Origin of the sequence: Catellatospora sp. NPDC049133 (assembly GCF_040648455.1) — a bacterium.
In the GTDB taxonomy this organism is placed as follows: Bacteria; Actinomycetota; Actinomycetes; order Mycobacteriales; family Micromonosporaceae; genus Catellatospora; species Catellatospora aurea.
Map to the genome: position 1 here is coordinate 81870 of NZ_JBEZDT010000023.1, position 23563 is coordinate 105432.

The 23563-nt window shown below is 73.1% G+C and carries 17 protein-coding genes and 1 pseudogene; 10 read left to right on the forward strand and 8 right to left on the reverse strand.

Annotation, left to right across the window (positions count from 1 at the left end):
• Positions 1 to 16: 16 nt before the first annotated feature.
• The 5 genes from AB0B35_RS25215 (at position 17) to AB0B35_RS25235 (ending at position 6404) form a co-directional block, all read left to right on the forward strand.
• Positions 17 to 787 carry an RcpC/CpaB family pilus assembly protein gene (locus AB0B35_RS25215; RefSeq protein WP_361049434.1) on the forward strand — a complete coding sequence of 257 codons (771 nt, stop codon included), beginning with the start codon at positions 17 to 19 and terminating at the stop codon, positions 785 to 787.
• A gap of 10 nt (positions 788 to 797) precedes the next feature.
• Complete coding sequence (locus AB0B35_RS25220; RefSeq protein WP_361049436.1) at positions 798 to 2024, forward strand: P-loop NTPase; 1227 nt, start codon at positions 798 to 800, stop codon at positions 2022 to 2024.
• Between the two features lie 5 nt (positions 2025 to 2029).
• The gene (locus tag AB0B35_RS25225; protein WP_361049438.1) at positions 2030 to 3484 is read left to right on the forward strand and encodes a CpaF family protein; all 1455 of its coding nucleotides are present in this window, start codon (positions 2030 to 2032) and stop codon (positions 3482 to 3484) included.
• A gap of 146 nt (positions 3485 to 3630) precedes the next feature.
• Positions 3631 to 5472, forward strand: coding sequence for a type II secretion system F family protein (locus AB0B35_RS25230; protein ID WP_361049440.1), 1842 nt, complete (start codon positions 3631 to 3633; stop codon positions 5470 to 5472).
• Between the two features lie 2 nt (positions 5473 to 5474).
• Positions 5475 to 6404 (forward strand): type II secretion system F family protein, encoded by a 930-nt coding sequence (locus AB0B35_RS25235; protein ID WP_361049442.1) that lies wholly within the window; start codon positions 5475 to 5477, stop codon positions 6402 to 6404.
• Positions 6405 to 6524: 120 nt separating this feature from the next.
• On the opposite strand, the gene AB0B35_RS25240 is transcribed toward AB0B35_RS25235, so the two are convergent.
• From AB0B35_RS25240 to moaA, 5 genes are all read right to left on the reverse strand, one after another.
• Entirely contained in the window at positions 6525 to 7133 is a 609-nt protein-coding gene (locus AB0B35_RS25240; protein WP_239168017.1) for a response regulator transcription factor, read from the reverse strand.
• Between the two features lie 114 nt (positions 7134 to 7247).
• Positions 7248 to 10286, reverse strand: coding sequence for a UvrD-helicase domain-containing protein (locus AB0B35_RS25245; RefSeq protein ID WP_361049444.1), 3039 nt, complete (start codon positions 10284 to 10286; stop codon positions 7248 to 7250).
• 65 nt (positions 10287 to 10351) lie between these two features.
• Positions 10352 to 11749: a metallophosphoesterase gene (locus tag AB0B35_RS25250; protein WP_361049553.1), complete on the reverse strand. Its 1398-nt coding sequence runs from the start codon at positions 11747 to 11749 to the stop codon at positions 10352 to 10354.
• A gap of 16 nt (positions 11750 to 11765) precedes the next feature.
• On the reverse strand, positions 11766 to 12008 hold the full coding sequence (locus tag AB0B35_RS25255; RefSeq protein ID WP_361049446.1) for a MoaD/ThiS family protein: 243 nt from the start codon (positions 12006 to 12008) through the stop codon (positions 11766 to 11768).
• 3 nt (positions 12009 to 12011) lie between these two features.
• Positions 12012 to 13016, reverse strand: coding sequence for a GTP 3',8-cyclase MoaA (moaA, locus tag AB0B35_RS25260; RefSeq protein ID WP_361049448.1), 1005 nt, complete (start codon positions 13014 to 13016; stop codon positions 12012 to 12014).
• Between the two features lie 64 nt (positions 13017 to 13080).
• Between moaA and AB0B35_RS25265 the strand changes: the two genes are divergently transcribed.
• On the forward strand, positions 13081 to 14484 hold the full coding sequence (locus tag AB0B35_RS25265) for a 3' terminal RNA ribose 2'-O-methyltransferase Hen1 (RefSeq protein ID WP_361049449.1): 1404 nt from the start codon (positions 13081 to 13083) through the stop codon (positions 14482 to 14484).
• A pseudogene (locus tag AB0B35_RS25270) lies at positions 14481 to 17140 on the forward strand (polynucleotide kinase-phosphatase). Before AB0B35_RS25265 ends, AB0B35_RS25270 begins: the two are co-directional and overlap by 4 nt.
• 236 nt (positions 17141 to 17376) lie before the next feature.
• On the opposite strand, the gene AB0B35_RS25275 reads toward AB0B35_RS25270, so the two are convergent.
• Together AB0B35_RS25275 and AB0B35_RS25280 are read right to left on the reverse strand one after the other, a co-directional pair.
• Positions 17377 to 18270: a fructosamine kinase family protein gene (locus tag AB0B35_RS25275; RefSeq protein WP_361049451.1), complete on the reverse strand. Its 894-nt coding sequence runs from the start codon at positions 18268 to 18270 to the stop codon at positions 17377 to 17379.
• A gap of 149 nt (positions 18271 to 18419) precedes the next feature.
• Positions 18420 to 19511, reverse strand: coding sequence for a DUF4192 domain-containing protein (locus AB0B35_RS25280; protein ID WP_361049453.1), 1092 nt, complete (start codon positions 19509 to 19511; stop codon positions 18420 to 18422).
• A 97-nt stretch (positions 19512 to 19608) separates the two neighbouring features.
• Here AB0B35_RS25280 and AB0B35_RS25285 point away from each other — a divergent pair, with 97 nt between their 5' ends.
• From AB0B35_RS25285 to AB0B35_RS25295, 3 genes are all read left to right on the forward strand, one after another.
• Complete coding sequence (locus AB0B35_RS25285) at positions 19609 to 20214, forward strand: NTP transferase domain-containing protein (protein ID WP_361049455.1); 606 nt, start codon at positions 19609 to 19611, stop codon at positions 20212 to 20214.
• Positions 20211 to 20471, forward strand: a complete 261-nt coding sequence (locus tag AB0B35_RS25290) for a DUF6457 domain-containing protein (RefSeq protein ID WP_361049457.1) — start codon at positions 20211 to 20213, stop codon at positions 20469 to 20471. The genes AB0B35_RS25285 and AB0B35_RS25290 overlap by 4 nt, the downstream gene beginning before the upstream one ends.
• A 142-nt stretch (positions 20472 to 20613) precedes the next feature.
• Positions 20614 to 21642: a hypothetical protein gene (locus AB0B35_RS25295; RefSeq protein WP_361049459.1), complete on the forward strand. Its 1029-nt coding sequence runs from the start codon at positions 20614 to 20616 to the stop codon at positions 21640 to 21642.
• A 64-nt stretch (positions 21643 to 21706) separates the two neighbouring features.
• On the opposite strand, the gene AB0B35_RS25300 is transcribed toward AB0B35_RS25295, so the two are convergent.
• Entirely contained in the window at positions 21707 to 23521 is a 1815-nt protein-coding gene (locus tag AB0B35_RS25300; protein ID WP_361049461.1) for a beta-propeller domain-containing protein, read from the reverse strand.
• Between the last annotated feature and the right edge of the window lie 42 nt (positions 23522 to 23563).

Consider the following 23563-nt stretch of genomic DNA (forward strand, 5'->3'; position numbering starts at 1 on the left):
CCCCTAAGGAAGTTTCATGACCCGGCGCATTCTCGGCGTGGTGCTCGCGATCGTCCTGGCGGTGCTCGGCACCGCGGCGGTGCTCCTCTACGTCAGCAAGGCCCGCGACTCGGTGGCCGCGGGGCAGAAGGCGGTGACCGTCGTCGTGGCGGCGCAGCGCATCCCGGCCGGCACCAGCGGCGCCTCGGTGAAGGCGCGCGGGCTGACCGAGGAGGTCGTGATGCCCGCCGGCGCGCTGCCGCCGGACGCGCTCACCGCGCTGCCCGGCGAGCTGGACGAGCTGGTGCTGACGCATGACGTGCAGCCGCGCCAGTTGCTGCTCAGGGGCATGTTCGGGGCTGCGACGAAGCTGTCGGGCGGCGTCGCGGTGCCCGAGAAGATGATGGCGGTCAGCCTCAAGATGGCGGTCGAGGAGGAGGTCGGCGGGTTCGTCCGGCCGGGCTCGCAGATCGCGGTGTTCGCCACGTACACGCTGGTCGACGAGGCGTACAAGAAGATCACCGGGGAGAACAACAAAGGCACCAAGCTGCTGCTGCCCCGGGTCGAGGTGCTGGCCGTCGGCGCGTACGGCGAGGACGGGGTGACCTCGGCCCAGCGCGAAGAGGTCGCGGTGACCGAGGACGGCAAGGTGACCCTGCTGGTCACCGTCGCGGTCACCCAGGAGCAGGCGGAGCAGCTGGTGCACTCGGTGCGCATCGCCCAGATCTACCTCGCGCTGCTGACCGACACCTCGGAGACCCGGGTCAAGCCCGGCGTCGCGGTGGACAACCGCACCGTGGGCCGCTGAGGACGATCCGATGACGATCATCTACGAGTTCGATCCGCGCTTCGCCCATCACCTGGCCACGCTGCTGGGCGACGCCGTGGTGGTGGATTCGGCGCCGGCGCTGGTCGAGCAGGTGAACACCGACCGCGACGAGCACCTGGTGCTGTTCGGGCCGAGCGTGCCGCTGGCCGACGCGGTGGCGTTCGCCGGGCAGTGCCGGCTGCGCCGCCCGGAACTCGGGGTGGTCCTGCTCCGCCCGGAACTCGGGGTCGACGTGCTGGCCGATGCGTTGAAAGCAGGTATCCGCGAAGTGGTCGATCCGTCGAATCACGCGGCCGTGCTGGCCGCGAGCGCCCGCTCCCGCGACCTGTCGCGGCAGCTCGCCGGGGCCAACCGGGCCAGCGGGCGGGCCGCGGTGCCCGGTCCGCCGACGCGGCCGCAGCCGGGTGTCCCGGACGAGCCGGCCGACGGCCAGGTGATCACGGTGTTCGCGGCCAAGGGCGGGTGCGGCAAGAGCACGATCGCGACCAACCTGGCCGTCACGCTGGCGCAGGGCACCAAGGCGACGGGGCACCGCCGCGTGTGCCTGCTGGACCTGGACCTGGCCTTCGGCGACGTGGCCATCATGATGCAGCTGTCGCCGCAGCGGACCATCGCCGACGCCATCCCGGTCGCGGACCGGATCGACGAGACGGGCCTGCGCACGATGCTGACCCGGTACGAGTCCGGCGGCGCGGCGGTGGACGTGCTGCTGGCCCCGGTCCAGCCCGCCATCGCCGAGGAGATCACGCGCGACCTCGTCACCGAGGTGGTGCACCTGGCCCGGTCCATGTACGACTTCGTGGTCATCGACACCGCGAGCGCCTTCACCGAGCAGATGCTGGCGGCGCTGGACGCCACCCACCACTACGTGCTGGTCGGCACGCCGGAGCTGCCCTCGCTGAAGAACCTGCGGGTCACCCTCGACATGTTCGACCTGCTCGACTACCGGCGCGAGGCCCGGACCGTTGTGCTGAACCGGGCCGACTCCAAGGTCGGCATCACGATGACCGAGGTCGAGAAGGTGATCCGGGTGCCCATCAGCGGGTTCATCCCAAGCAGCCGGGACGTGCCGGTGTCGGCCAACCGCGGCGTGCCGCTCGCCGCCGGCCAGCCGCAGCACCCGGTCAGCAGCGCCATCCGGGAACTGGCGGTCAAGCGGTTCCTGGGCGCGCCCGCACCCGCCAAGCGCGGCATGTTCACCCGGAAGAAGGGCTGACCCCGATGTCCCTGCAGGACCGACTCGGTGTGCGCGGCACCCCCGCCCCCGCCGCCGCGCCCGGCGTGCTCAGCGAGCGCATCAGCAGCGTCAACGAGGCCTCCGGCGCGGTCGGCGGCCATGCCATGCCCGTGTCGTCGGTGCCGGTCAGTGCGGTGCAGTTCGGCCGGCGCAACACCCGGCGGGCGTACGACCCGCTGGCGGCCGTGCGCAAACGCGCCCACCAGGCACTGCTGGAGCTGCTCGGGCCGCAGCTCTACGACACCGTCGCCGACGACGCCGAGCTGGAGCGCCGGGTGCGCGAAGCGCTGCCCGAGGTGCTGGCCCGGGAGGAGGCCAACCTCACCGCGGGCGACCGCGCCACGGCATACCGGCAGATCCTCGACGAGATCCTGGGCCACGGCCCGATCGAGCCGCTGCTGCGCGACCCGGAGATCACCGAGATCATGGTGAACGCCTGGGACCGTATCTTCGTCGAGCGCTTCGGGCACATCCACGCGGTCGACGCCGCGTTCATGGACGAGACCCACCTGCGCCGGGTGATCGACAAGATCGTGTCGCGGATCGGCCGCCGGGTCGACGAGTCATCGCCGATGGTCGACGCCCGGCTGCCCGACGGCAGCCGGGTCAACGCGGTGGTGCCGCCGATCGCGCTGGACGGGGCCGCGCTCACGGTGCGCAAGTTCGCCGCCGACCCGTTCACCGTCGAGGACCTGGTCCGCTTCGGCACCATGCCGGAGCGGGTCGCCGATCTGCTGCGCGCCTGCGTGCAGGGCCGGCTCGACATCCTGATCTCGGGCGGCACCGGCACCGGCAAGACGACGCTGCTCAACGTGGTGTCGTCGTTCCTGCCACCCGACGAGCGCATCATCACCATCGAGGACTCCGCCGAGCTGCGGCTGCTTCAGGACCACGTGTTGCGGCTGGAGTACCGCCCGCCGAACGTCGAGGGCCGCGGCGAGGTGACCATCCGCGACCTCGTACGCAACGCGCTGCGTATGCGCCCGGACCGCATCGTCGTCGGCGAGGTCCGCGACGGCGCGGCGCTGGACATGCTCCAGGCGATGAACACCGGCCACGACGGCTCGCTGACCACGGTGCACGCCAACACCCCGCGCGACTCGCTGGCCCGCCTGGAGACGATGGTGCTGATGGCGGGCATGGACCTGCCGGTGCGCGCGATCCGGGAGCAGGTCGCCAGCGCGGTGGACGTGGTGGTGCAGCTCGCCCGACTTCGGGACGGCACCCGCCGGATCACCCACGTCACCGAGGTCACCGGCATGGAGGGCGACGTCATCACGCTGCAGGATCTGTTCGTCTTCGACCACCGCGCCGGCCAGGACCAGTACGGCCGCCATCAGGGCGCGCTGGTCAGCACCGGGCTGCGGCCGCGCTTCGTCGACCGCCTCGCCGACCACGGGATCACCGTGGGGCCCGAGCTGTTCGGCAGGGGCCAGTGAAGCGCCCGGCGGGAGCCGTCGCGCGCCTCGGCGTGGTTCTGCTCACGGCCGCCGCGGCTCCGATCGTCACCGGTGCTCCGGTTCACGCTGCCGCGTCGGCTTTCGCGGGGGTGTCGAGCCGTACTGCCGGCGTGCTGTCGGTCGGCGTGTCACGGGCAGTCCTGGCCGAGCCGGGGATCACCGTATCCGGCCTGCGGCAGGAGGCGGGTCTGGTCGAGTTCTACCTCTCTGCCACCGACCTACCCGCAGGCACGGCGCTGGACCGGGTCGCCGTCGCCGTCGGCGACCGGGCTCTGCCGGTGACCAGTGCGCAGATCAGCGCCGCGCAGGGCGAGACGACCGCGCCGCGCCGAGCGGTCGTGCTGGTGCTGGACACCTCCGGGTCGATGGTCGGCGCGCCGATCGACGCCGCCCGGGAAGCGGCTCGCGGCTACGTGCGGGCGCTGCCCTCGGACGTCGAGATAGGCCTGGTCACCGCCGGTGCGCCGGCGGCTGTGGTGCTCACCCCGACCCGGGACCGCGCCGCCGCCGAGAGGGCCGTCGACAAGCTCGGGGCCAAGGGCGAGACAGCGCTGTACGACGGGGTGCGCGCCGCCGCGGGTCTGGTCGGCAAGGGTGAGTGGGGCCAGCGCCGGATCATCGCGCTGTCCGACGGCGCGGACACGGCGTCGACGGCCACGCTGGCCGTGGCCCGGAAGGCGACCGCCGCGATCCCGGTCGACACGATCGCCTTCAAGACGCCCGCCGCCACGGCGGGCATCCTGGCCGGCCTGTCCAGGGACACCGGTGGCGTCGCCTTCACGGTGGCCGACCCGGCGGCGCTGGGCGACGCGTTCGCCGAAGCGTCCGGCTCCTTCGCCGTGCAGTTGCTGGTCCGGGTCACCGTGCCGGCGGACCTGGCCGGGCAGCAGGTCCGGCTGGCGGTGAGCGCGGCGGGTGCGCGTACGGAGGTGCCGATCGCCCTGGCCGTGGACACCGGGGCGACGGTCCCGCTGGTGGGCGTGGAGTCCCCCGGCCCGGGGCCGACCTGGCTGCTCGTGCTCGGCGGGCTGGTCTTCGCCGCCCTGCTCGGCGCGTTCCTGCTGGTGGTCTCCCCGATGCTGGCCGCGGCCGAGCGGCGACGCCGCCTCACCCAGGTGGACCAGTTCGTCGCCGCGCCCCGCAAGGCTGCCGTGCAGGGCGAGTCCGGCCAGGTCGCCGCGGCCGCGCTCGCGCTGTCGGAGCAGGTGGTGAAGTCGGCCAACGCCGAGGGCCGCCTGGCGACGCAGCTCGACCGGGCCGGTATGCGGTTGCGGCCGCACGAGTGGCTGCTGCTGCGGGCCCTGGTGTGCCTGATCACCGGCCTGCTGCTGGCCATGTCGGTCGGCCTGGGCGCCGGGGTGGTGCTCGGACCGCCGGTGGGCTGGGTGCTCACCTCGCTCTACCACCGCAACCGGGCGGCCAAACGGGTCACCGCCTTCCGCGAGCTGCTGCCGGACGCGCTGCAGCTGATCGTCGGCTCGCTGCGTTCCGGGTTCTCGCTCGCGCAGGCTGTGGACGCGATGGCCCGGGAGCTGCCCGATCCGATCGCGGCCGAGTTCGGCCGCGCGCTGGGCGAGACCCGGCTGGGCGTCGACATCGAGGACGCGCTGGACCGGGTCGCCACCCGGATGCGCAGCAAGGACCTGGCCTGGGCGGTCGTCGCGATCCGGGTGCAGCGCGACGTCGGCGGCAACCTGGCCGAGGTGCTGACCACCACGATCGAGACCATGCGCGAACGCGAGACGCTGCACCGCGAGGTCAGCTCGCTGTCGGCGGAGGGCCGGATCAGCGCCTGGATCCTGCTGGCGCTGCCGATCTGCATCGGCGGCTTCATGTTCCTCACCCGCGCCGAGTACATCCGCCCGCTCTACACCCACCCGGTGGGCATCGTGATGAGCATGCTGGGTGTGCTGCTGGTGATCGGCGGCGCGGCCTGGCTGTTCAAGATGATCAAGATCGAGGTGTGACGGTGTCCGGACAGCTCATCCTCATCATCGGGGCGGGCGCGGTGTTCGCCGCGATCGCGCTCGCCGTGCTCACCCTGGCGTCGGCCAGCGTCAGCCGGTCCGGCGTGGCCAGGGCGCTGGAGACGATCGACACCGTGTACGCCCCCGGCAGCGCGTCGGCCGCCGAGGAGCGACTCGGCGACCGGCTGCGACCGGCGGTGGCCCAGGTCTCCGCGCTCGGCCGGCTGCTCACCCCGAAGGGGGCCGCGGCCCGCCTGCAGCGCCGGCTCGACCATGCCGGCAACCCGGTGGCCTGGCCGCCGGAGCGGGTCGTCGAGATGCAGGGCCTCGGCCTGGTGGTCGTCGCCTTTCTCGGCGGGGCGTTCGGCTTCGCGTTCGGCTTCGGACCCGGCGGACTGATCCTGTCGGTGCTCGCCGGTGGAGCGCTGGGTTTCTGGGCGCCGTTCCTGGTCGTCTACGACCTGGGCGTACGCCGCCAGCAGCAGATCCGCCGCCAGCTGCCCGACGCGCTGGACCTGCTGACCCTGTCGGTGGAGGCGGGGCTCGGCTTCGACGCGGCCCTCGCGCAGGTCGCGGCGGCGATGCCCGGCGCACTGGCCCGGGAGTTCGCCCGCATGCTGCACGAGATGCAGATGGGCCAGCGGCGGGTGGAGGCCCTGCGCGCCCTGGCCGCCCGCACCACGGTGCCCGAGCTGAAGACCATCACCATGGCCCTGGTGCAGGCCGGCGAGCTGGGCATCCCGATCGCCGGAGTGCTGCGCGAGCAGGCTCGGCAGATGCGGGTCAAGCGCCGCCAGCGCGCCGAGGAGGCAGCCCGCAAACTGCCCGTGAAGGTGATCTTCCCGCTGGTGCTGTGCCTGTTCCCGGCGCTGTTCATCGTCGTGATCGGCCCCGGCATCATCAACGTGATGGAGGCCTTCGGCGGCCGCTGACGGCCCCCGCCCTCCATGATCGTCCGACTTGCCCGGCACTCGTGCGTATCTTGACCGTGCTTACGCCCACCTGCCTGGCAAGTCGGGCGATCTTGCCAGGGATCGGGGGCGGCGGGTCCGTCAGATGAGGTACAGGCGGGCCGCGGCCTGGAGAGCCTGGGTGCGGTTGTGCACGCCGAGCTTGTCGTAGAGGCGGGCCACGTAGGTGCGCACCGTCGACTCGGTCAGCCGCATGCGCACCGCGATCGCGGCCAGGCTGCCGCCGGTGTTCAGCTGCTGCAGGATCTGCTCCTCGCGCGGGCTCAGCGCGGTGGACCGGGTCCGGCGGCGGGCCATCGCCTCGGCCAGGTTCGGCGCGGTGAACGAGGCCGGGGCCACCGCCGCATGCCGCACCGCCGACATCAGCAGCTCCACCGGCGCGGATCGCGGCAGGTAGGCCGACAGCCCGGCCTGCAGTGCCTGGAGCAGCAGCCCGTCCTCGGCCGGGCCGGTGAGCACCAGCCCGAGAGTCGGCCGCGCGGCGCGCAGCTCGGCGGCCAGCTGCAGCCCGCCCTGGCCGGGGATGGCGGCGTCGATGGTGACGACGTGCGGGTCGAGGTCGCCGATCAGCTCGCGGGTCTCCTCGCCCGTGGCGGCCTGACCGACCAGGTCGATGTCGGGGTGGGTCGAACAGGCGAAGCTGTACCCCAACCGCACGAGCGTGACGGGGTCAACCGTGATCAGCTTCACTGACAAGGGGGGCTCCTCGTGACGCTGCGGACACTTCCGTCCTACTGAGCGCCGTCGGGCCCGCCAGTGTCACTGTCACGTCACCCCAGTCATTCGTTCGGGTGTCACGGTTCGTCAGATCAGGCGAAGCTGCTGGTCACGAGGTCGTCGCGGGGTGAGGTCGCCGAGCTGCTCCAGCAGGCCCGCGTCGACCGCCTGCAGGAACGGCGTCGGCCGGCAATCCCGCTCGCTGCCGTAGCGGACCCGCCGCGCCGCATGGCTCAGGTAGAGCCGCCGCTGCGCCCGGGTCAGCCCGACGAAGAACAGCCGGCGCTCCTCGGCGACCTCCGCCTCGGTCGGCGCGGAGCCGGGGAAGCGCAGCGGCAGCAGCCCGTCCTCGCAGCCGGCCAGGAACACCACCGGGAACTCCAGGCCCTTGGCCGCGTGCAGGGTGAGCAGCGTGACCGCCTCGGCGCGCGGGTCCAGCGCGTCGACCTCCGCGCCGGTGGCCACCTCGCCCAGGAAACGCTGCAGGTCCTGCCCGCAGCGCAGGGCCAGCGGAGTGAGCAGGTCCACGGCCGCCCACACCTCGTCCGGCTCGGGCGAGCCGCCGCCCAGCGCGGGCCGCTCGATGAGCACCTTCGCGGTCAGCTTCAGCCGCGCCGCGACCGAGCCGGTCAGGCCGGTAGCCAGGCGCAGCTCGGCCAGCAGCGTGTTCACCCCGGCCCGGCTGCGCAGCCGGTCGTGCGAGCGCTTCTGCACCGGCACACCCGCCCGCGACAGGGCGTCCACGATCGCGGCGGCCTGCGCGTCGGTGCGGTACAGCACCGCGATGTCGTTGAACGACACCGTCGTGCCGGTCACTCCGCGCACGTCGGCCTTGGTCCGGTGGGACACGCCGCCGACCAGCTCGTCGACCTTGCGGGCGATGAACGCGGCCTCGTCGGCGGGGCTGCTCGCGGCGTACTGCCCGATCAGCGCCGCCTCCGGGTCGACCTTCGCCGGGTCGAGGCGGCGGCCCGGCACCAGTGAGCTGGGCGAGATCGCCTGCACCGCGGCGGCCAGGATCGGCGCGGACGAGCGGTAGTTGCGGGTCAGCCGCACCACCCGGGCGTCCACGAAGTCGCGGGAGAACTGCAGGAAGAACGACACGTCCGCGCCGCGGAACGAGTAGATGGCCTGGTCGGGGTCGCCGATCGCGCACAGGTTGCCGTCGCTGGGCACCAGCAGCCGCAGCAGCGCGTACTGGTCCGGGTCGACGTCCTGGTACTCGTCGACGAACACCCACGGCCAGCGCGAACGCAGCTTGTCCTGCACCGACGGCTGCGCCTTGAGCAGCGCCACCAGGCGCGGGATCAGTTCGTCGAGGGTGACGCCCTCGCCGTCCGGCTCGTCCACGACGACCAGGTCGGGCTCGTGCTCGCGCAGCACCGACAGGGCCAGCGAGTGGAACGTCGACACGGTCACGTCCTCGGCGACCGGGCCGAGCAGCCCGCCCAGCCGGTGCCGCAGCTCCTCGGCGGCCCGCCGGGTGAACGTGATGGCCAGGCAGTCCTCGGGGTAGACGTTCATCTCCGCGCACAGGTACGCCAGCCGGTGGGTCAGCGTGCGGGTCTTGCCTGTGCCCGGCCCGGCCACGATGAGCAGCGGCCCGCCCGGGGCGGACGCGGCGACGCGCTGCATCGCGTCGAGCCGGTCCAGCAGGCCGGTGCCGACCTCCTCCATCCCGGCCAGCATCGGCTCGAACGGCTCGTGCGGCGACGGCTCCGGCGGCAGGGGCGGCGCGGAGACGGGCTTGCTGCGGCGTACCGCCGGCTTGCTCGCGGCCTGCTTCGGCGCACGGGCCTTGCGCGGCGCGGGCGCGATCGGGGCGACCGGTAGGTCGAACAGGGTGTCGGCGGTGTCCTGCGGGCGCAGCTCACCGGGCTCGAAGAGCCGGATCACGCCGTACTCGCCGTCGTAGCCGGGCACCCGGTGCACCTGCCCGGCCCGCAGCCGGCGCAGCGCCTCGCCGAGCAGTTCGCCACCGGCCGCGGTGACCTCGTCCAGCGGGGCCTCCATCAGGATGGACAGCTCCGAGCCCAGCGCCGCGACCAGCGCGTTCACCCGGCCCTCGACGGTGCGGGTCTTTGGGCCGACGCCCTCCAGCTCGCCGACGATCTCCGGGAGCTGCACCAGGTGGGTGACCGGGCGCGCGTTCGGCGCGGGCGTGCCCTCTGGCCGGTCGGCCAGCGCCTCGACCCGGGCCAGCACGCCGATGGTCAGCGGCCGCTCGCACACCGGGCAGATGCCGTTCGTCGCCCGGGACTCGGCCGGGGTCCAGTTGACGCCGCAGTCGCGGTGCCCGTCCCCGTGGTACTTGCCCTCTTCGGGGAAGAACTCGATCGTTCCGGCCATACCGGGCGCACCGGCCAGCGCGGCTTTCAGCGCGTAGTAGTCCAGCGCGCAGTCGAACCGGGTCGCCTCCCGGGCCAGCGCCTGCGGCGAGTGCGCGTCCGAGTTCGAGACCAGGGTGTACCGGTCCAGGCTGGACACCCTGTGGTTCATCGCCGGGTCGCTGGACAGGCCGGTCTCCACCGCGGTGATGTGCTCGGCGAGGTCTGCGTAGCAGTCGGCGATCGCGTCGAAGCCCGACTTGCTGCCCAGCGCGGAGAACCACGGCGTCCAGATGTGCGCGGGCACCAGGTACGCGTCCGGGCTCGCCTCCAGGGTGATCTCCAGCAGGTCGCGGGAGTCCAGGCCCAGGATCGGGCGGCCGTCGCTGGCCAGGTTGCCGACCCGGCCCAGCCGGTCGCGGAAGCGCTGGGCGGATTCGAGGTCGGGCAGGTAGATGAGGTGGTGCACCTTGCGGGTGCGGTCGCCCCGCTTGTAGATCGTGGAGATCTCGGAGCTGAGCATGAACCGGGCCGGCTCCCCCGCGGCCAGCCGGGCGGGCAGCCGCTGCGAGACGTCGCGCTCGGCCTCGGGCGAGAGCCGGAACAGGCCGGGCTCGGCCTCGCGCAGCGAGTCGCGCAGGTGCTCGTACCAGGCGGGGTGGGTGACGTCGCCGGTGCCCAGCAGGGCCACGCCCTTGCGCCGTGCCCACCAGGCCAGCGTGGGCAGGTCGAGGTCCTTGCTGCACGCACGCGAGTACCGCGAGTGGATATGCAGATCAGCAGTCCAGACGGGGGGCACGCAGCATCCTGACATGCCCGGCCCGTCCGGCGGGACCCGCCACGCGCGTCAGTGAGAGTTGTTACCTACATCGCGCGCAGTTCTACCAATGTGATATCCGGGGGTGCGCCGACGCGCACCGGCGGTCCCCAGAACCCGGCGCCGTTGGTCACGTACACCTGGGTGCCGTCGACCTCGCCGAGCCCGGAGATGACCGGCTGCTGCAGGGCCGCGATCAGGTTGAACGGCACCATCTGGCCGCCGTGGGTGTGCCCGGACAGCTGCAGGTCCACGCCGTGCTTCGCGGCCTCGAAGGCCTGGATCGGCTGGTGGGCGAGCAGCACCACGGGCTTGTTCGGGTCCCGGTCGCCCAGCGCCTTGCCGAAGTCCGGCCCGCCTTCGCCGAGGTCGCCGCCGCTGACGTCGTTCACGCCGGCCAGGGTCAGCCCGCGGATCTCCAGGCGCTCGTTCCGCAGCGGCCGCATGCCCAGGCGTTCGACCTCGACCAGCCACTCCTCGGCGCCGGAGAAGTACTCGTGGTTGCCGGTGACGAAGTAGGCCCCGTCCCGGGAGCGCAGCTCGGCCAGCGGCGCGGCCTCGTCGCCCAGCTCGGCGACGGTGCCGTCGACCATGTCACCGGCGACGGCGATCAGGTCGGCGTTCATGCCGTTGATCGAGCGCACGATGCGGCGGCTGTGCTCGATGCCGGTCAGCGGTCCCAGGTGGATGTCGCTGACCAGGGCGATCTTGTAGCCGTCCATGCTGCGGGGGAGCTTCGCCAGCGGGATCTGCACGCGCTTGAGCACCGGGTCGCCGAGCGCGGTCTTCACGCCGTACGCGGTGATGCCGGTCGCGGTCAGCCCGGCGAAGATCGCCGCACTCCGCGCGATCAGCAACCGCCGGCTCGGATCGACCAGCCCGTCCGGGCTTGATCCACCGACTTGCCCGGCACCCGTGCCTTTCGCGGCCTCACTTTCACCCACCTGCCCGGCAAGTCCGGTGACCTTGGCGGGGTTCCCTGCTGTCTCGGGCAGGCCGGGCTCGGCGAGCAGGGTCTGCAGTCCGCCGGAACCGCTGGAGGTGGCGCTGACCGACTCGGTGGCACCGGCAGGGACGGTCGCGCTGACTGCGCCTTGAGCGGTGGTCGCACCCTGAACGACGCCCGTGGCGGGCCGACGCGCCCAGGTGCGGTTGGCGATCACCCGGGGGATCTCCAGCACCAGCAGCGTGACCAGCAGGTAGAACAGGACGGCGAGCCACATGTAGCCGACCATCGGGATGACCCAGGACGCCTTCGCGCCGATCACCCGCGGCACGATGAACGCCCCCAGCAGTGCCAGCGCCAGCCCGATGATCACCGCGGCGCCGATCCGGCGGCCGCGGGTCGTCGTGGTCGTGTCCTTGAACAGGCGCTTGTACAGGTACCAGTGGATCGGGCCGACCACGACCAGCACCATGCTGAAGAACATCAGCGCTTGCAGCACCACGGGGGTCTTCCCTTCACCCGCCGGCGAAGGGCGGGAGCACGTCCACGGTCGCGCCGGGCGGCAGAGGCGCGCGGCGGTCGTGCCAGGCTAGCCCGTCAACCAGAAAGCTGGCTGAAAGCAGCACCCGGCTCAAGGCGTCCCCGTGGGCCGCGCCCAGCTCCTTGATCAGCTGGGTCAGGTCCTGCCCGGCGGGCAGCTGCTCCTCGGTGACCCCGGCGGCGGCCCGGGCTCCGGCGAAGTAGCGGATCGTCAGCACTCGTCATCCTCCGATGGCGGACATGGGGCGCACCGGCTGGAGGAACGACGGGTCGTCGATGCCGTGGCCGGGCAGTTTGCCCCACATGGCCGTACGCCAGCGCGCGGCGATCTCCTCATCATCCGCCCCGCCGCGCAGCAGCCCGCGCAGATCGGTCTCGCCGGTCGCGAACAGGCAGTTACGCACCTGGCCGTCAGCGGTGAGCCGGGTCCGGTCGCAGTCGCCGCAGAACGGCCGGGTCACCGAGCCGATCACGCCGACCTTCGCCGGGCCGCCGTTCACCAGCCAGGTCTCGGCGGGGGCGCCGGCCCGCTCGGCCGGGTCAGGGCTGAGGTCGAACTCGGCCTCAAGCGCCGCCAGGATCTCCGCCGCGGTGATCATCTGGTCGCGGCTCCAGCCGTGCTGGGCGTCCAGTGGCATCTGCTCGATGAAGCGCAGCTCGTACCCGTGCGCGAGGGCGAAGCGCAGCAGGGCCGGGGCCTCGTCGTCGTTGATGCCGCGCAGCAGCACCGCGTTGAGCTTGACCGGGGTCAGCCCGGCCGCGGCGGCCGCGGACAGCCCGTCGATCACGTCGTCGAAGCGGCGGCGCAGCGCGATCGCGGCGAAGCGCTCGGGGTCGATGGTGTCCAGGGAGACGTTGACCCGGTCGAGCCCGGCGTCGCGCAGCGGCACGGCCAGCCGGGCCAGCCCGATGCCGTTCGTGGTGACCGACAGCTTCGGGCGCGGGGTGAGGGCGGCACTGCCCGCCACGATGCCGACGATGCCGGGGCGCAGCAGCGGCTCGCCGCCGGTGAAGCGCACCTCCTCGACGCCGAGCCGGGTCACCGCGACAGTGATCAGCCGCAGCACCTCGTCATCGGTGAGGATCTCCTGCTTGGGCAGCCAGGGCAGCCCTTCCGGGGGCATACAGTACGAACAGCGCAGATTGCAGCGATCCGTCAGTGAGACCCGCAGATCCACGGCACGTCGTCCGTACCGGTCGATCAAGCCTGTGCTGGCAGAGGTCACCTGACGAACCTATCGCGTCACAATCGGAATGCGCGTCCCCTGGTCACCTGGCAGGATCGCCGCCGTGTTGCTGACCCTCTCGACGACCCATTCGCCCGCCACCGACCTCGGCTTCCTCCTCGTCAAGCACCCCGACCGCGTGCACAGCTTCGAGCTGAGCCACGGCACGGCGACCGTGCTCTACCCGGAGGCGAGCGAGCAGCGATGCACCGCCGCGCTGCTGCTGGAGATCGACCCGCAGCGGCTAGCCGACACCCGCGCCGACGGGCAGCAACTCAACCAGTACGTCAACGACCGCCCGTACGCCGCGTCGAGCCTGCTGGCCGCCGCGCTCAACCGGGTCTTCCGCACCGCCGCGCGCGGCATGTCCAAGGACCGGCCCGAGCTGGCCGCGAGCGCGATCCCGCTGTCGATCCGGGTGCCGTCGCTGCGCGCCAAGGGCGGCCTGAAGCTGGCCGAGCGCCTGTTCGCCCCGCTGGGCTGGACCGTGCGCGGCGAGGTGCTGCCGCTGGACCCGGCGTTCCCCGAGTGGGGCGACAGCCGGTACGTCGACCTGACCCTGGACGGCGAGCTGCGCCTGGCCGACGCGCTCAACCACCTCTACGTGCTGCTGCCCGTGCTCGACGACGCCAAGCACTACTGGGTCGCGCCCGACGAGATCGAGAAGCTGCTGCGGGCCGGGGAGGGCTGGCTCGCCGGGCACCCCGAGCGGGCGCTGATCATCCGGCGCTACCTGGCGCACAGCCGGGCCCTGGCGGCCAAGGCCGACGCGGCGCTCGCGCCGCTGGAGGAGGCGTCCGCCGACGACTCCGTCGCCGAGGGGCCGGTGGTGGAGAGGACCAAGCCGCTGAACGTACGGCGGCGCGCCGCGGTGCTCGCCGCGCTGGCCGAGACCGGGGCGACCCGGGTGCTCGACCTGGGCTGCGGCGGCGGCGCCCTGCTGGGCGACCTGATCCGGGAGAAGCGCTACACCGAGATCGTCGGCGCGGACGTGTCGCCGAAGGTGCTGGAGATCGCCGAGCGGCGGCTGCGCCTCAAGCGGCTGCCCGACCGGCAGCGCGCCCGGATCAAGCTGGTCCAGTCCGCGCTGACCTACGTCGACGAGCGGCTGCGCGGCTACGACGCCGCCGTGCTGATGGAGGTCATCGAGCACCTCGACCTGCCCCGGCTGCCCGCGCTGTGCGCCGCCGTGTTCGGCGACGCCAAGCCCGGCGCGGTCATCGTGACCACGCCGAACGTCGAGTACAACGTGCGCTACGAGACCCTGCCCTCCGGCGGCCACCGGCACGACGACCACCGCTTCGAGTGGACCCGGGCCGAGTTCGCCGCCTGGTGCGACCAGGTCGCCGCCGACTATGGCTACACGTACACGCTTCGGCCCGTCGGCGACGAGGACCCGGAGGTCGGCGCCCCGACCCAGCTCGCCCTGTTCACCAAGACCGCCGCCACCGAGGAGGTGCCCGCATGACCGCGCACGACGAGACCACCACGCCGGAACGCCGCGGCACCGTGGTCGCGCTGCCCGAGCTGTCCCTGGTCGTGCTCGTCGGGATCTCCGGGTCGGGCAAGTCGACCTTCGCCCGGGAGCACTTCTTGCCGACCCAGGTGCTGTCCAGTGACGCCTTCCGGGGGCTGCTCGCCGACGACGAGAACGACCAGGCCGCCACGAAGGACGCCTTCGAGGTGCTGCACCTGGTCGCGGGCAAGCGGCTGCGGGCCGGCCGCCTCACCGTCGTCGACGCGACCAACGTGCAGTCGCACGCCCGCGCCGCCCTGGTCGAGGTGGCCAAGGCGCACGACGTGCTGCCCGTCGCCGTGGTCATCGACACCCCCGAGGCGGTCTGCTGGGAGCGCACGCAGGCCCGGCCGGACCGCACGTTCGGGCGGGAGGTGCTGCGCCGCCAGCACCGCGACCTGCGGCACTCGCTGAACAAGCTGGCCCGCGAGGGCTTCCGCAAGGTGTACGTCGTCAGCGACCCGGCCGCCGTCGAGCTGCGCTACGAGAAGCTGTTCAACGACCGCACCGAGCTGACCGGGCCCTTCGACCTCGTCGGCGACGTGCACGGCTGCCGCGCCGAGCTGGAGCAGCTGCTCACGGCGCTCGGCTGGGAACTGACCCGCGACGACTCCGGCCGTGCCGTGGACGCGAGCCACCCGCAGGGGCGTACCGCCGTGTTCGTCGGCGACCTGGTGGACCGCGGCCCGGACTCCCCCGGCGTGCTGCGCCTGGTCATGAACATGATCGCCGCCGGCCGGGCGCTGTGCGTGTCCGGCAACCACGAGAACAAGCTGCTGCGCCACCTGCGCGGGCGCAAGGTTCAGCTCACCCACGGGCTCGCGGAGACCGTCGCGCAGCTGGAGACCGACCCGGTCGACGGCCTGCCCGGCTTCCTGGACGGCCTGATCAGCCACTACGTGCTCGACGGCGGGCGGCTCGTGGTCGCGCACGCGGGCCTCAAGGAGGCCTACCACGGTCGCGCCTCCGGCCGGGTGCGCTCGTTCGCCATGTACGGCGACACCACCGGTGAGACCGACGAGTTCGGCCTGCCCGTGCGCTACCCGTGGGCGCAGGAGTACCGCGGCCGCGCCATGGTCGTCTACGGGCACACGCCCACCGTCGTGCCCGAGTGGGTCAACAACACCATCTGCCTGGACACCGGCTGCGTGTTCGGCGGCAAGCTCACCGCGCTGCGCTACCCCGAGCGGGAGCTGGTCGAGGTCGACGCGGCACAGGAGTACTACGCGCCCGCCCGACCGCTGCACCCCGCCGCGCCGCCCGACCGGGCCGCGGGCGCGCTGCGGCTGTCCGAGGTGACCGGCCGCCGCCACGTGCAGACCCTGCACGGCACCGTCACCGTGCCCGCCGAGCACAGCGCGGCGGCGCTGGAGGTGATGAGCCGGTTCGCGGTCGACCCGCGCTGGCTGCTGTGGCTGCCGCCGACCATGGCCCCGTCGTCGACGTCGGCCGTGGACGGCTACCTGGAGCACCCCGCCGAGGCGCTGGCCGACCTGCGGAACGCGGGCGTGCACCGGGTGATCTGCGAGGAGAAGCACATGGGCTCCCGCGCGGTCGTGCTGGTCTGCAAGGACGCGTCGGTCGCGGCCAAGCGGTTCGTCGACGACGGCAGCACCGGCGTGATCTACACGCGTACCGGGCGGCCGTTCTTCGACCCGGAGCGCACCGAGCAGCTGCTCGCCAAGGTGCGCGACGCGGCCACCACGGCGGGGCTGTGGGCCGAGCTGGACACCGACTGGCTGCTGCTCGACTGCGAGCTGCTGCCCTGGTCCGCCAAGGCGCAGACCCTGATCCACCAGTACGCCGCCGTCGGCGCCGCGGGTCGCGCGGGGCTGCCCGCGGCGCTGGACGTGCTGTCGGCCGCCGCAGGTCGCGGGCTCGATGTCGACGCGCTGCGGACGCGGCTCGACGGATCGCTGCGCGACGTGCACGCGTTCACCGACGCCTACCGCCGGTACGTCGCCCCGACGGACGGGATCACCGGCATCACACTGGCCCCGTTCGCGGTGCTGGCGGCCGAGGGCAAGGCCTACCTCGACGCCGACCACGGCTGGCACCTGTCCGTCGCGGACCGGCTGGTCGAGGCCGACCCGGCGACCTTCACCCCGACCCGCCGCCTGGTCCTCGACCTGCCGGCGCGGCCGGCGCGGACCGACCGGGCAGCCGCCGCCGACCAGGCGACCGAAGCGTCGGCCACCCCGACCGGCGCGTCGGACTCGGCCGACGCCGAGGCGGCCTTCGCGGACGCGGTGACGCGGGCGACGGACTGGTGGCTGGAGCTGACCGGTTCCGGCGGCGAGGGCATGGTGGTCAAGCCGTACGCGGGTCTGTCCGTGCGCGGTGCCAAGGCCTCGTGCAGCCCGGCGTGAAGTGCCGCGGCCGTGAGTACCTGCGGATCATCTACGGCCCGTCGTACACCGAGCCCGCACAGCTGGCCAGGCTCCGCGAGCGCAAGCTCGGCCGCAAGCGCGCGCTCGCCCTGCGCGAGCACGGCCTCGGCCTGGCCGCCCTGGACACGGTCGGCCGCGACGGCCCGCTCTGGCGCGTCCACGAGCTCGTCTTCGCCATCCTCGCCAGCGAATCCGAACCCACCGACCCCCGCCTGTAACCCCCCCCGTCAGCCCGAAGGAAGGGCACCTTCCCATCGCCATACGTAGAGGAAGGTGCCCTTCTTAACGCCCTTGGCCGGATGGCCAGGGCGGGGCGGTGGTGCGGGCGGTGCGGGGGGAGGCAGGGGGCGGGACAGTGCAGTTTCGGGGAAAGTGCGCTTTGGGGATTCCAGATAGCCGCAGTTTCCTTGAAAGTGCCGCTGGTCCGCCGCCGGTTGGTCGCCGTGGTGGATGGTCAGGCGGTCAGGGGGAGGCAGGCGGCCGTGGTTTCCCGGACGCCGGGGGCGAAGGCCGCGCCGAACAGGGCGGTGTGCAGCAGGTACATGGAGAGCTGGTGCAGCGGGACGCGCTCGGTCCAGCCGTCGGCGGGTGGCCAGGCTTCGGCGTACGCGGCGAGGACGCGGTCCAGGAACGGTGCGCCGCCCCACAGCCGCAGGTAGGCGAGGTCGGTCTCGCGGTGGCCGCCGTGCGCCGCCGGGTCGACCACTCGGCATCGGCCGTCGGCACCCCAGAGCAGGTTGCCGGTCCACAGGTCGCCGTGGATCCGGGCCGGCGGCTCGTCACCGCCGACCCGGTCGAGACCGGCCAGCACCCGTTCGACCCGGGCCGTGTCGGCGGGCTCCAGCGCCCCCCGGTCCACCGACAACCGCAGGTACGCGCCCAGCCGGCGCTCGCCGTACCACTCATGCCACGGGCCGGGATGCGCGGTGTTGTCCATCGGCGCGGAGCCGTGGAACCCGGGCCACGGCGCGCCGAACGCCCCCGCCCCGGCCCGATGCAGCCCGGCCAGCGCCCTGCCGAACTCCTCAGCGGCCGCCGCCGACGGCTGCCCGTGCTCGATCCACGCCATGCCGAGCAGGTCGGGGGTGTCGACCAGCACCTCGGGCACCGCGACCGTGCCGGTCTCGGCCAGCCAGCGCAGGCCGTTCGCCTCGGCGGCGAAAAAGCCCTCCGGTGCCCGTCCGGCCGCCTCGGGCCACGACTTGGTGAAGATGGATTCGCCGTCGTCGAAGGTCAGCCTGCTGGTGTGGCAGATCGAGCCGCCGTCGACGGGCGTCTCCCGGATCCGCTGGTGGTGCAGGAATGTCGGCAGCAGGTGCGGATGCGCGCGCAGGTAGGCCAGGTCCACGGTCCCATTCTGAGCCGTCGCACGGCTGGGGCTTCGCGGGCGTGCCCGTGCGGGACCCGGCGCGTCCCGGCCGCTCGTACAAGCACGATTTCCCGGATTCCGCGCCTACCCGAGGTCGGGACTACCGGTTCCGGCGGCTGGACAATGGTTTACGGCACGGGCCAGGAACCGATGCTGCCGGGCGGCACGGCCTGGTCGAGCGCCTCGCTGAGCAGATGCGCGAGCGTGTACGCCGGGTCGGCCAGCAGCGCCCGCCGCACCGCGGCACCGGCCAGCACACCGTTGCCGGACCGCCAGGCGCACCAGGCGAGCAGGCTGGCCACCGGGGCCAGCAGGGCGGGCTCGCCGCGCCGGGTGAGGTCCAGCCACAGGTCCAGCTGCCAGGGCTCGGTGTCGGTCCGCTGCCAGGCGTGGTCGCGGCAGCGCAGGTCCAGCAGGAGCACGGTGAGCCAGGCGGCCTCGTCGTCGTCGAGTCGTCCACCGGCTTCCGCCACGCGGAGCGCATCCTCGACCGCGACCACCCCGGCCCGTACCAGCCGCCCATCGGCGACACCCTCGTCCGGTCCGCCGCTCCCGGCTTCACTGCCGCGCCCGCTGGGACGCCGAGCTGCTGATCGAGCATCGTCGCCGCCGTGTCCGCCACTTCCGGGCCCGGCTTCGGCCTCATCGTCGCCGAGCAGGGCCGCGAGCCGCTGCTCGGCGCGGTCCACGGCCTGCGCCATGGCGATGGCGGCCAGCCCGCCGATGGGCCGGACCAGCCGTTCCACCGCGGCCCGGTCGGGCTGGGCGACCAGGCCTTCGTACGTCGCGATCGCCGCGGCGGCGGTCGTGCTCGGGTCGAACGGCGCGCCCCCGGGCGGAGTGCACTCGTCGCACTGCAAGCAGTGGTAGCGATCGCCGGCGTGCAGCAGCACCTCGCGCACGTGGTAGCCCCGGGCGTCGAGGGCGTTCGCGACGCTGCGGGTCACGTCCGCGGCCGTCGGATCAGGACCGTAGCCGACGAGCACCACCGACGTGATCGCCGCGCTCCCCCGGCCCGCGGCGGTCAGCAGTCGGCTGAGCCGCCGCACCGTCTCCGGGCGGGGCCGCCCGAGGTCGGCGCGAGCGGCGACGCCGATGCGCCGGTCCGCCAGTCCCAGCACGACGACACTGTCGGCCGGATGGAAGCCGAGCAGGTAGGGCACATATCCGAGCAGGTCCGCACGCTCGGTGAAGGTGTACGTCGGGGTGTCGGTCGTCATGTGCGGGAGCCTTCCCGCGGCGGCGCGACGGAGACAGCGATGATCGCTAGCCTGTGGATGACACGCCGGTTCGTCCACAGGGCGGGGGAGAGCGCGGATGATCTCGTACGCGGCGCTGGTGCTGGCCGGAGGCGCTGCCCGGCGGATGGGTGGCGTAGCGAAACCGCTGCTGCCCGTCGGCGGGGTGCCCATGCTGCGCCGGGTCCTCGGGGCGGCGGCCGATGCGCGGGCACTGGTCGTCGTCGGCCCACCCGAACTGGCCGCCGAGCTGCCCTCCGGAGCCGTGCTGACCCGCGAGGACCCGCCCGGCGGCGGGCCGGTCGCGGCCATCGCCGCCGGTGCCGCGGTGCTGCCCGCAGACGCCGAGCGGGTGCTCGTCGTCGCCGCCGACCTGCCCTTCCTGACCCGGGAGGCGGTGGCGGCGCTGCTCGCCGTGGACGCGGACGTGGTGATGTTCACCGACGCGGACGGCCGACGGCAGCACCTGTGTGCCGCGTGGCGGCTCGGCGCGCTGCGTGCCGGGCTTCCCGCGAACCCGCACGGCGCCCCGATGCGCGCGCTGCTCACCGACGTCGACGTGGTCGAGCTGCCGTGGGCGGGGGAAGGGCTTCCGCCGTGGTATGACTGCGACACCCCCGACGAACTGCGGGCCGCGAACGACAGGCGGACGCCCCGCGACGGGCATACCGAGGAGGCGCTGTGAGCGAGCGGCCGAAGGGCGTCGACCTGCATGACTTCACCGAGGCGGCCTGTGCCGAGCTGGGCCTGCCCCGTGCGGACGTGGACGTGACGATGGTGCTGGACCTGGCCCGGGAGGTGGCGCACCACGCGGTGCGGCCGGGCGCGCCGGTCAGCGCGTACCTGCTGGGGCTGGCGGTGGGTCGCGGCGGCGACCCGCGGGAGCTGGCCGCCCGCCTGACCGGCCTGGCCCACCGCCTCGGCGCATCCGACCAGGACTGAGAGACGCACGGCACAAGGGCGCGGTGGGTCGCAAGGCCGACTACGCGAATCTCCCTCCGGTCGGTAGTGTCTCGGTGACAGAGAACCCAGGTTTGTCCGCCGGCGTGCCGGGACAATCCAGGTTCGACGAGGAGGCGCACCGATGTCGGAACTGTCGATTCCCGGCCTGGCGGAGGCCGGGCTGCTCGACGAACCCACCACCGCGGACCTGCATGCGAAGGTCGCCGAGGCGTGGCGCGAGTTCGCCCGAGCCCTGGCCGGAGCCCTGCCGACGCTGCCGGTCGGCAGTGAGCTGGAGCTCGCGCTGGACCCGACCGCGTCCGGCACCGGTTCCGCCGTGTACGGCGTGAACGTGGCATGCCTGGAGGGTGGCTCCCTGCAGGCGCGTGCGGTCAGCAACGCGAACCTGCCGGAGGGGTTCCGCCTGGAGCGGCCCGCGATCGCGGCGATGGTCGCGCTGGGCTGGTCGCCGCCCGGCGTGCTGGCCGGTTCGGGGGACAACTTCGGCATGGCGGGCGCGGCCGAAGGGCTGGCCAACGTCATCACCCGGACACTGCGCGACGTGTACGGCGCACCGCACCCCGCGTTCCTGGTGTACGAGGCGCACGACGGCGAGGAGGAGCCGGTCTCCATCGAGCCGCTGGGCACCGCGCGGCACGAGTCGACGGTGGACGCCTTCCTGCCCTCGATCGACTCGCTCGACGCCAGCGGGCTGGAGCTGGCCGACCGGGTGCGCATCGTGGTCTCCGCGATGCTCAAGTCCGACCCGGACGAGCTGCAGGTGGACGGCGACGGCGACATCGGCATCCGGGCCGGTTCGGCCATGGTGTTCGTGCGCGTCCGGGAGAACCCGCCGCTGATCGACGTGTTCTCGCCGGTGCTGACCGACATCGAGCCGAGCGAGAAGCTGTTCGTGAAGCTGTCCGACCTGACCAACCGCATGCCGATCGGCCGCCTCTACTGCACCGCCGGCACGGTCTGGGCCTCGATCCCGGTGTTCGGCCGCGACTTCCAGGCCAGCCACCTGGCCCTGGCGATCCAGGTGATGACCGGGCTCGCCGACGAGCTGGACGACCGCCTGCACGGCGAGTTCGGCGGCAAGCGCTTCTTCGGCGAGGGCGACAAGCCCGCGGGCAACGTGCCCGAGGCCCGCATAGGCCAGTACCTCTGACGGACCTGGCGGTCCGACGCGAACCCCGCTCGCACCGGACCGCCAGGAGTATCCGCGGCCCGGGTCAGAGGCCGATCCGGCTGAGCTGAGGGCCACCGGTCAGCGAAGTCGCGACGGCCACGGTGTCGGTGACCGTCCACAACGTGTCGTCGACGACCAGGCTGCGCCGCGGGTAGCCGCCCGGGTTCACCTCGCCGATCTTCTGCAGTGCGCCCGCGTCGACCCGGAACAGCAGCGCTCCGGCCTGCTGCCCCCGGTCGTACGCCGTGTACGGGATCACCAGCAGGCCGGTCGCCGGCCAGTACAGGAACGCGTGCGGGTCGTGTTCGGCCTCGCTCCAGCCGTTCGGGATCTTCTCCTGGTCGAGCCGTTTCGGATCGGTGCCGCCGACGTCGAACAGCGACACCTGCAGCCCGCTCACCCGGCCCTGGTCGGAGGCGTCCTGGCCCACGCCGACCAGCCGTCCGTCCGCGACCGGGTGCAGGTAACTGCTGTAGCCGGGGATCTTCAGCTCGCCGGTGAGCACCGGCCGGGCGGGGTCGCGCAGGTCTATGGCGTAGAGCGGGTCGGTCTGCCGGAAGGTGACCACGTATGCGGTCGGGCCGAGGAAGCGCACCGCGTAGATCCGCTCCCCCTTGCCCAGCCCGCCCAGCTTGCCGAGCGACCGCAACTGACCGCCGTCGCGGCGCAGCGTGTACACCGTGGACTCGCTGCGCTGCTCGCGGTTCCATGGTTGGCCGGAGGTGGTGGCCACCCGCAGCACGCCGTCGTGCTCGCTGAGCGAGTACTGGTTGAGCAGCCAGCCGGGCACGCTGCCGGAGGCGGCGAAGGACGGTCGCGGCCCCGAGACGTCGAACAGGTACAGCTCGGTGCGGTTCTTCGCCTTCTCGCCCCGCCAGCCGTCGTCGTGGGCGAGGTACAGGTGGGAGCCGGTTCCGTACACCGTGCGGGCGTCGGCGAGCACCGCCGCCGGCAGGCCGTCGCCCAGCGTGGCCCGGCTCAGGTCGAAGCTGAGCACCGTCACCAGCGAGGTCCCGCTGAACTCGGCGGGCGTGCTGACCTGGCCGCAGTCGATCCGCCCGCCGGTGCCGTCGGCGGTGTACGCGGGCAGCCAGCGGTCCAGCGGCGCGGCGTCGATGACCTTCCGGTTCGCGGCGATGCGCTCGGCGTCGGTGCCCTTCTCCAGCCAGGTGAAGTCGATCATCGGGGAGGAGCTCACCACGACGCGGGCGGTGCCGTCGGCCAGCCGGGCGTCGGTCAGCTCGGCGCCGATCTCGTACTGGCCGGTCACCCGGGGTTCGTCGGCCAGGTCGACCAGCCGGAGCCGGGTGGAGGACGGTCCGCCGTACCCGCGCAGGTTGCTGTCGGCGACGCCGCCGAACATGGTCATCCCGTATTGGCCGGTGAGCACCAAGGCCCGGCCGCCCTGCAGGAAGAGCTGGTGCGTGCCGCTGCCGAGGTGCAGTGAGCCGGCCGGCCGCCGGGTCGCCGCGTCGATGACCCGCAGGGTCTCGCCGAGCACGGTGACGATGCGCCGCCCGTCGGTCTTGACGATGTCCGGCTCGTCGACGCCCGCCTCGTGGGTGTTGGTGCCGGAGTAGGACTTGGCCGTGTCGGCCGCACCCCCGGTCGCCCGCGCGCCCTCGGCGGCCGAGGCGAGCGGCACTCGCCACCGGCTGCCGGGCAGCCCCCAGGGCGTCACGGCGCGTTTGGCCGCTTCGCGCACCGACGTCAGCAGCGCTTCGCAGGAGTCGTACGACACCAGGCGGAACTCCGGCGCCGGCCCCGGAGCGGGCGGCGGGTCCGCGGTCACGCCACCGCCCGCCGTGCACCCGGCCAGGGACAACGCGGTGAGCAGGCAGAGCACGCTTCGTCTCATGCCCGTCTTCGACGCGCGGACGGCGCTCCCGGCTCCCTCCGG

Excerpts from the sequence above, each read along its gene's own strand:
- AB0B35_RS25220 (WP_361049436.1), top strand. The coding sequence starts at position 798 with ATGACGATCATCTACGAGTTCGATCCGCGCTTCGCCCATCACCTGGCC.
- AB0B35_RS25280 (WP_361049453.1), bottom strand. The coding sequence starts at position 19,511 with ATGACGACCGACACCCCGACGTACACCTTCACCGAGCGTGCGGACCTG.
- AB0B35_RS25295 (WP_361049459.1), top strand. The coding sequence starts at position 20,614 with ATGTCGGAACTGTCGATTCCCGGCCTGGCGGAGGCCGGGCTGCTCGAC.
- AB0B35_RS25285 (WP_361049455.1), top strand. The coding sequence starts at position 19,609 with ATGATCTCGTACGCGGCGCTGGTGCTGGCCGGAGGCGCTGCCCGGCGG.
- AB0B35_RS25300 (WP_361049461.1), bottom strand. The coding sequence starts at position 23,521 with ATGAGACGAAGCGTGCTCTGCCTGCTCACCGCGTTGTCCCTGGCCGGG.
- AB0B35_RS25215 (WP_361049434.1), top strand. The coding sequence starts at position 17 with ATGACCCGGCGCATTCTCGGCGTGGTGCTCGCGATCGTCCTGGCGGTG.
- AB0B35_RS25225 (WP_361049438.1), top strand. The coding sequence starts at position 2,030 with ATGTCCCTGCAGGACCGACTCGGTGTGCGCGGCACCCCCGCCCCCGCC.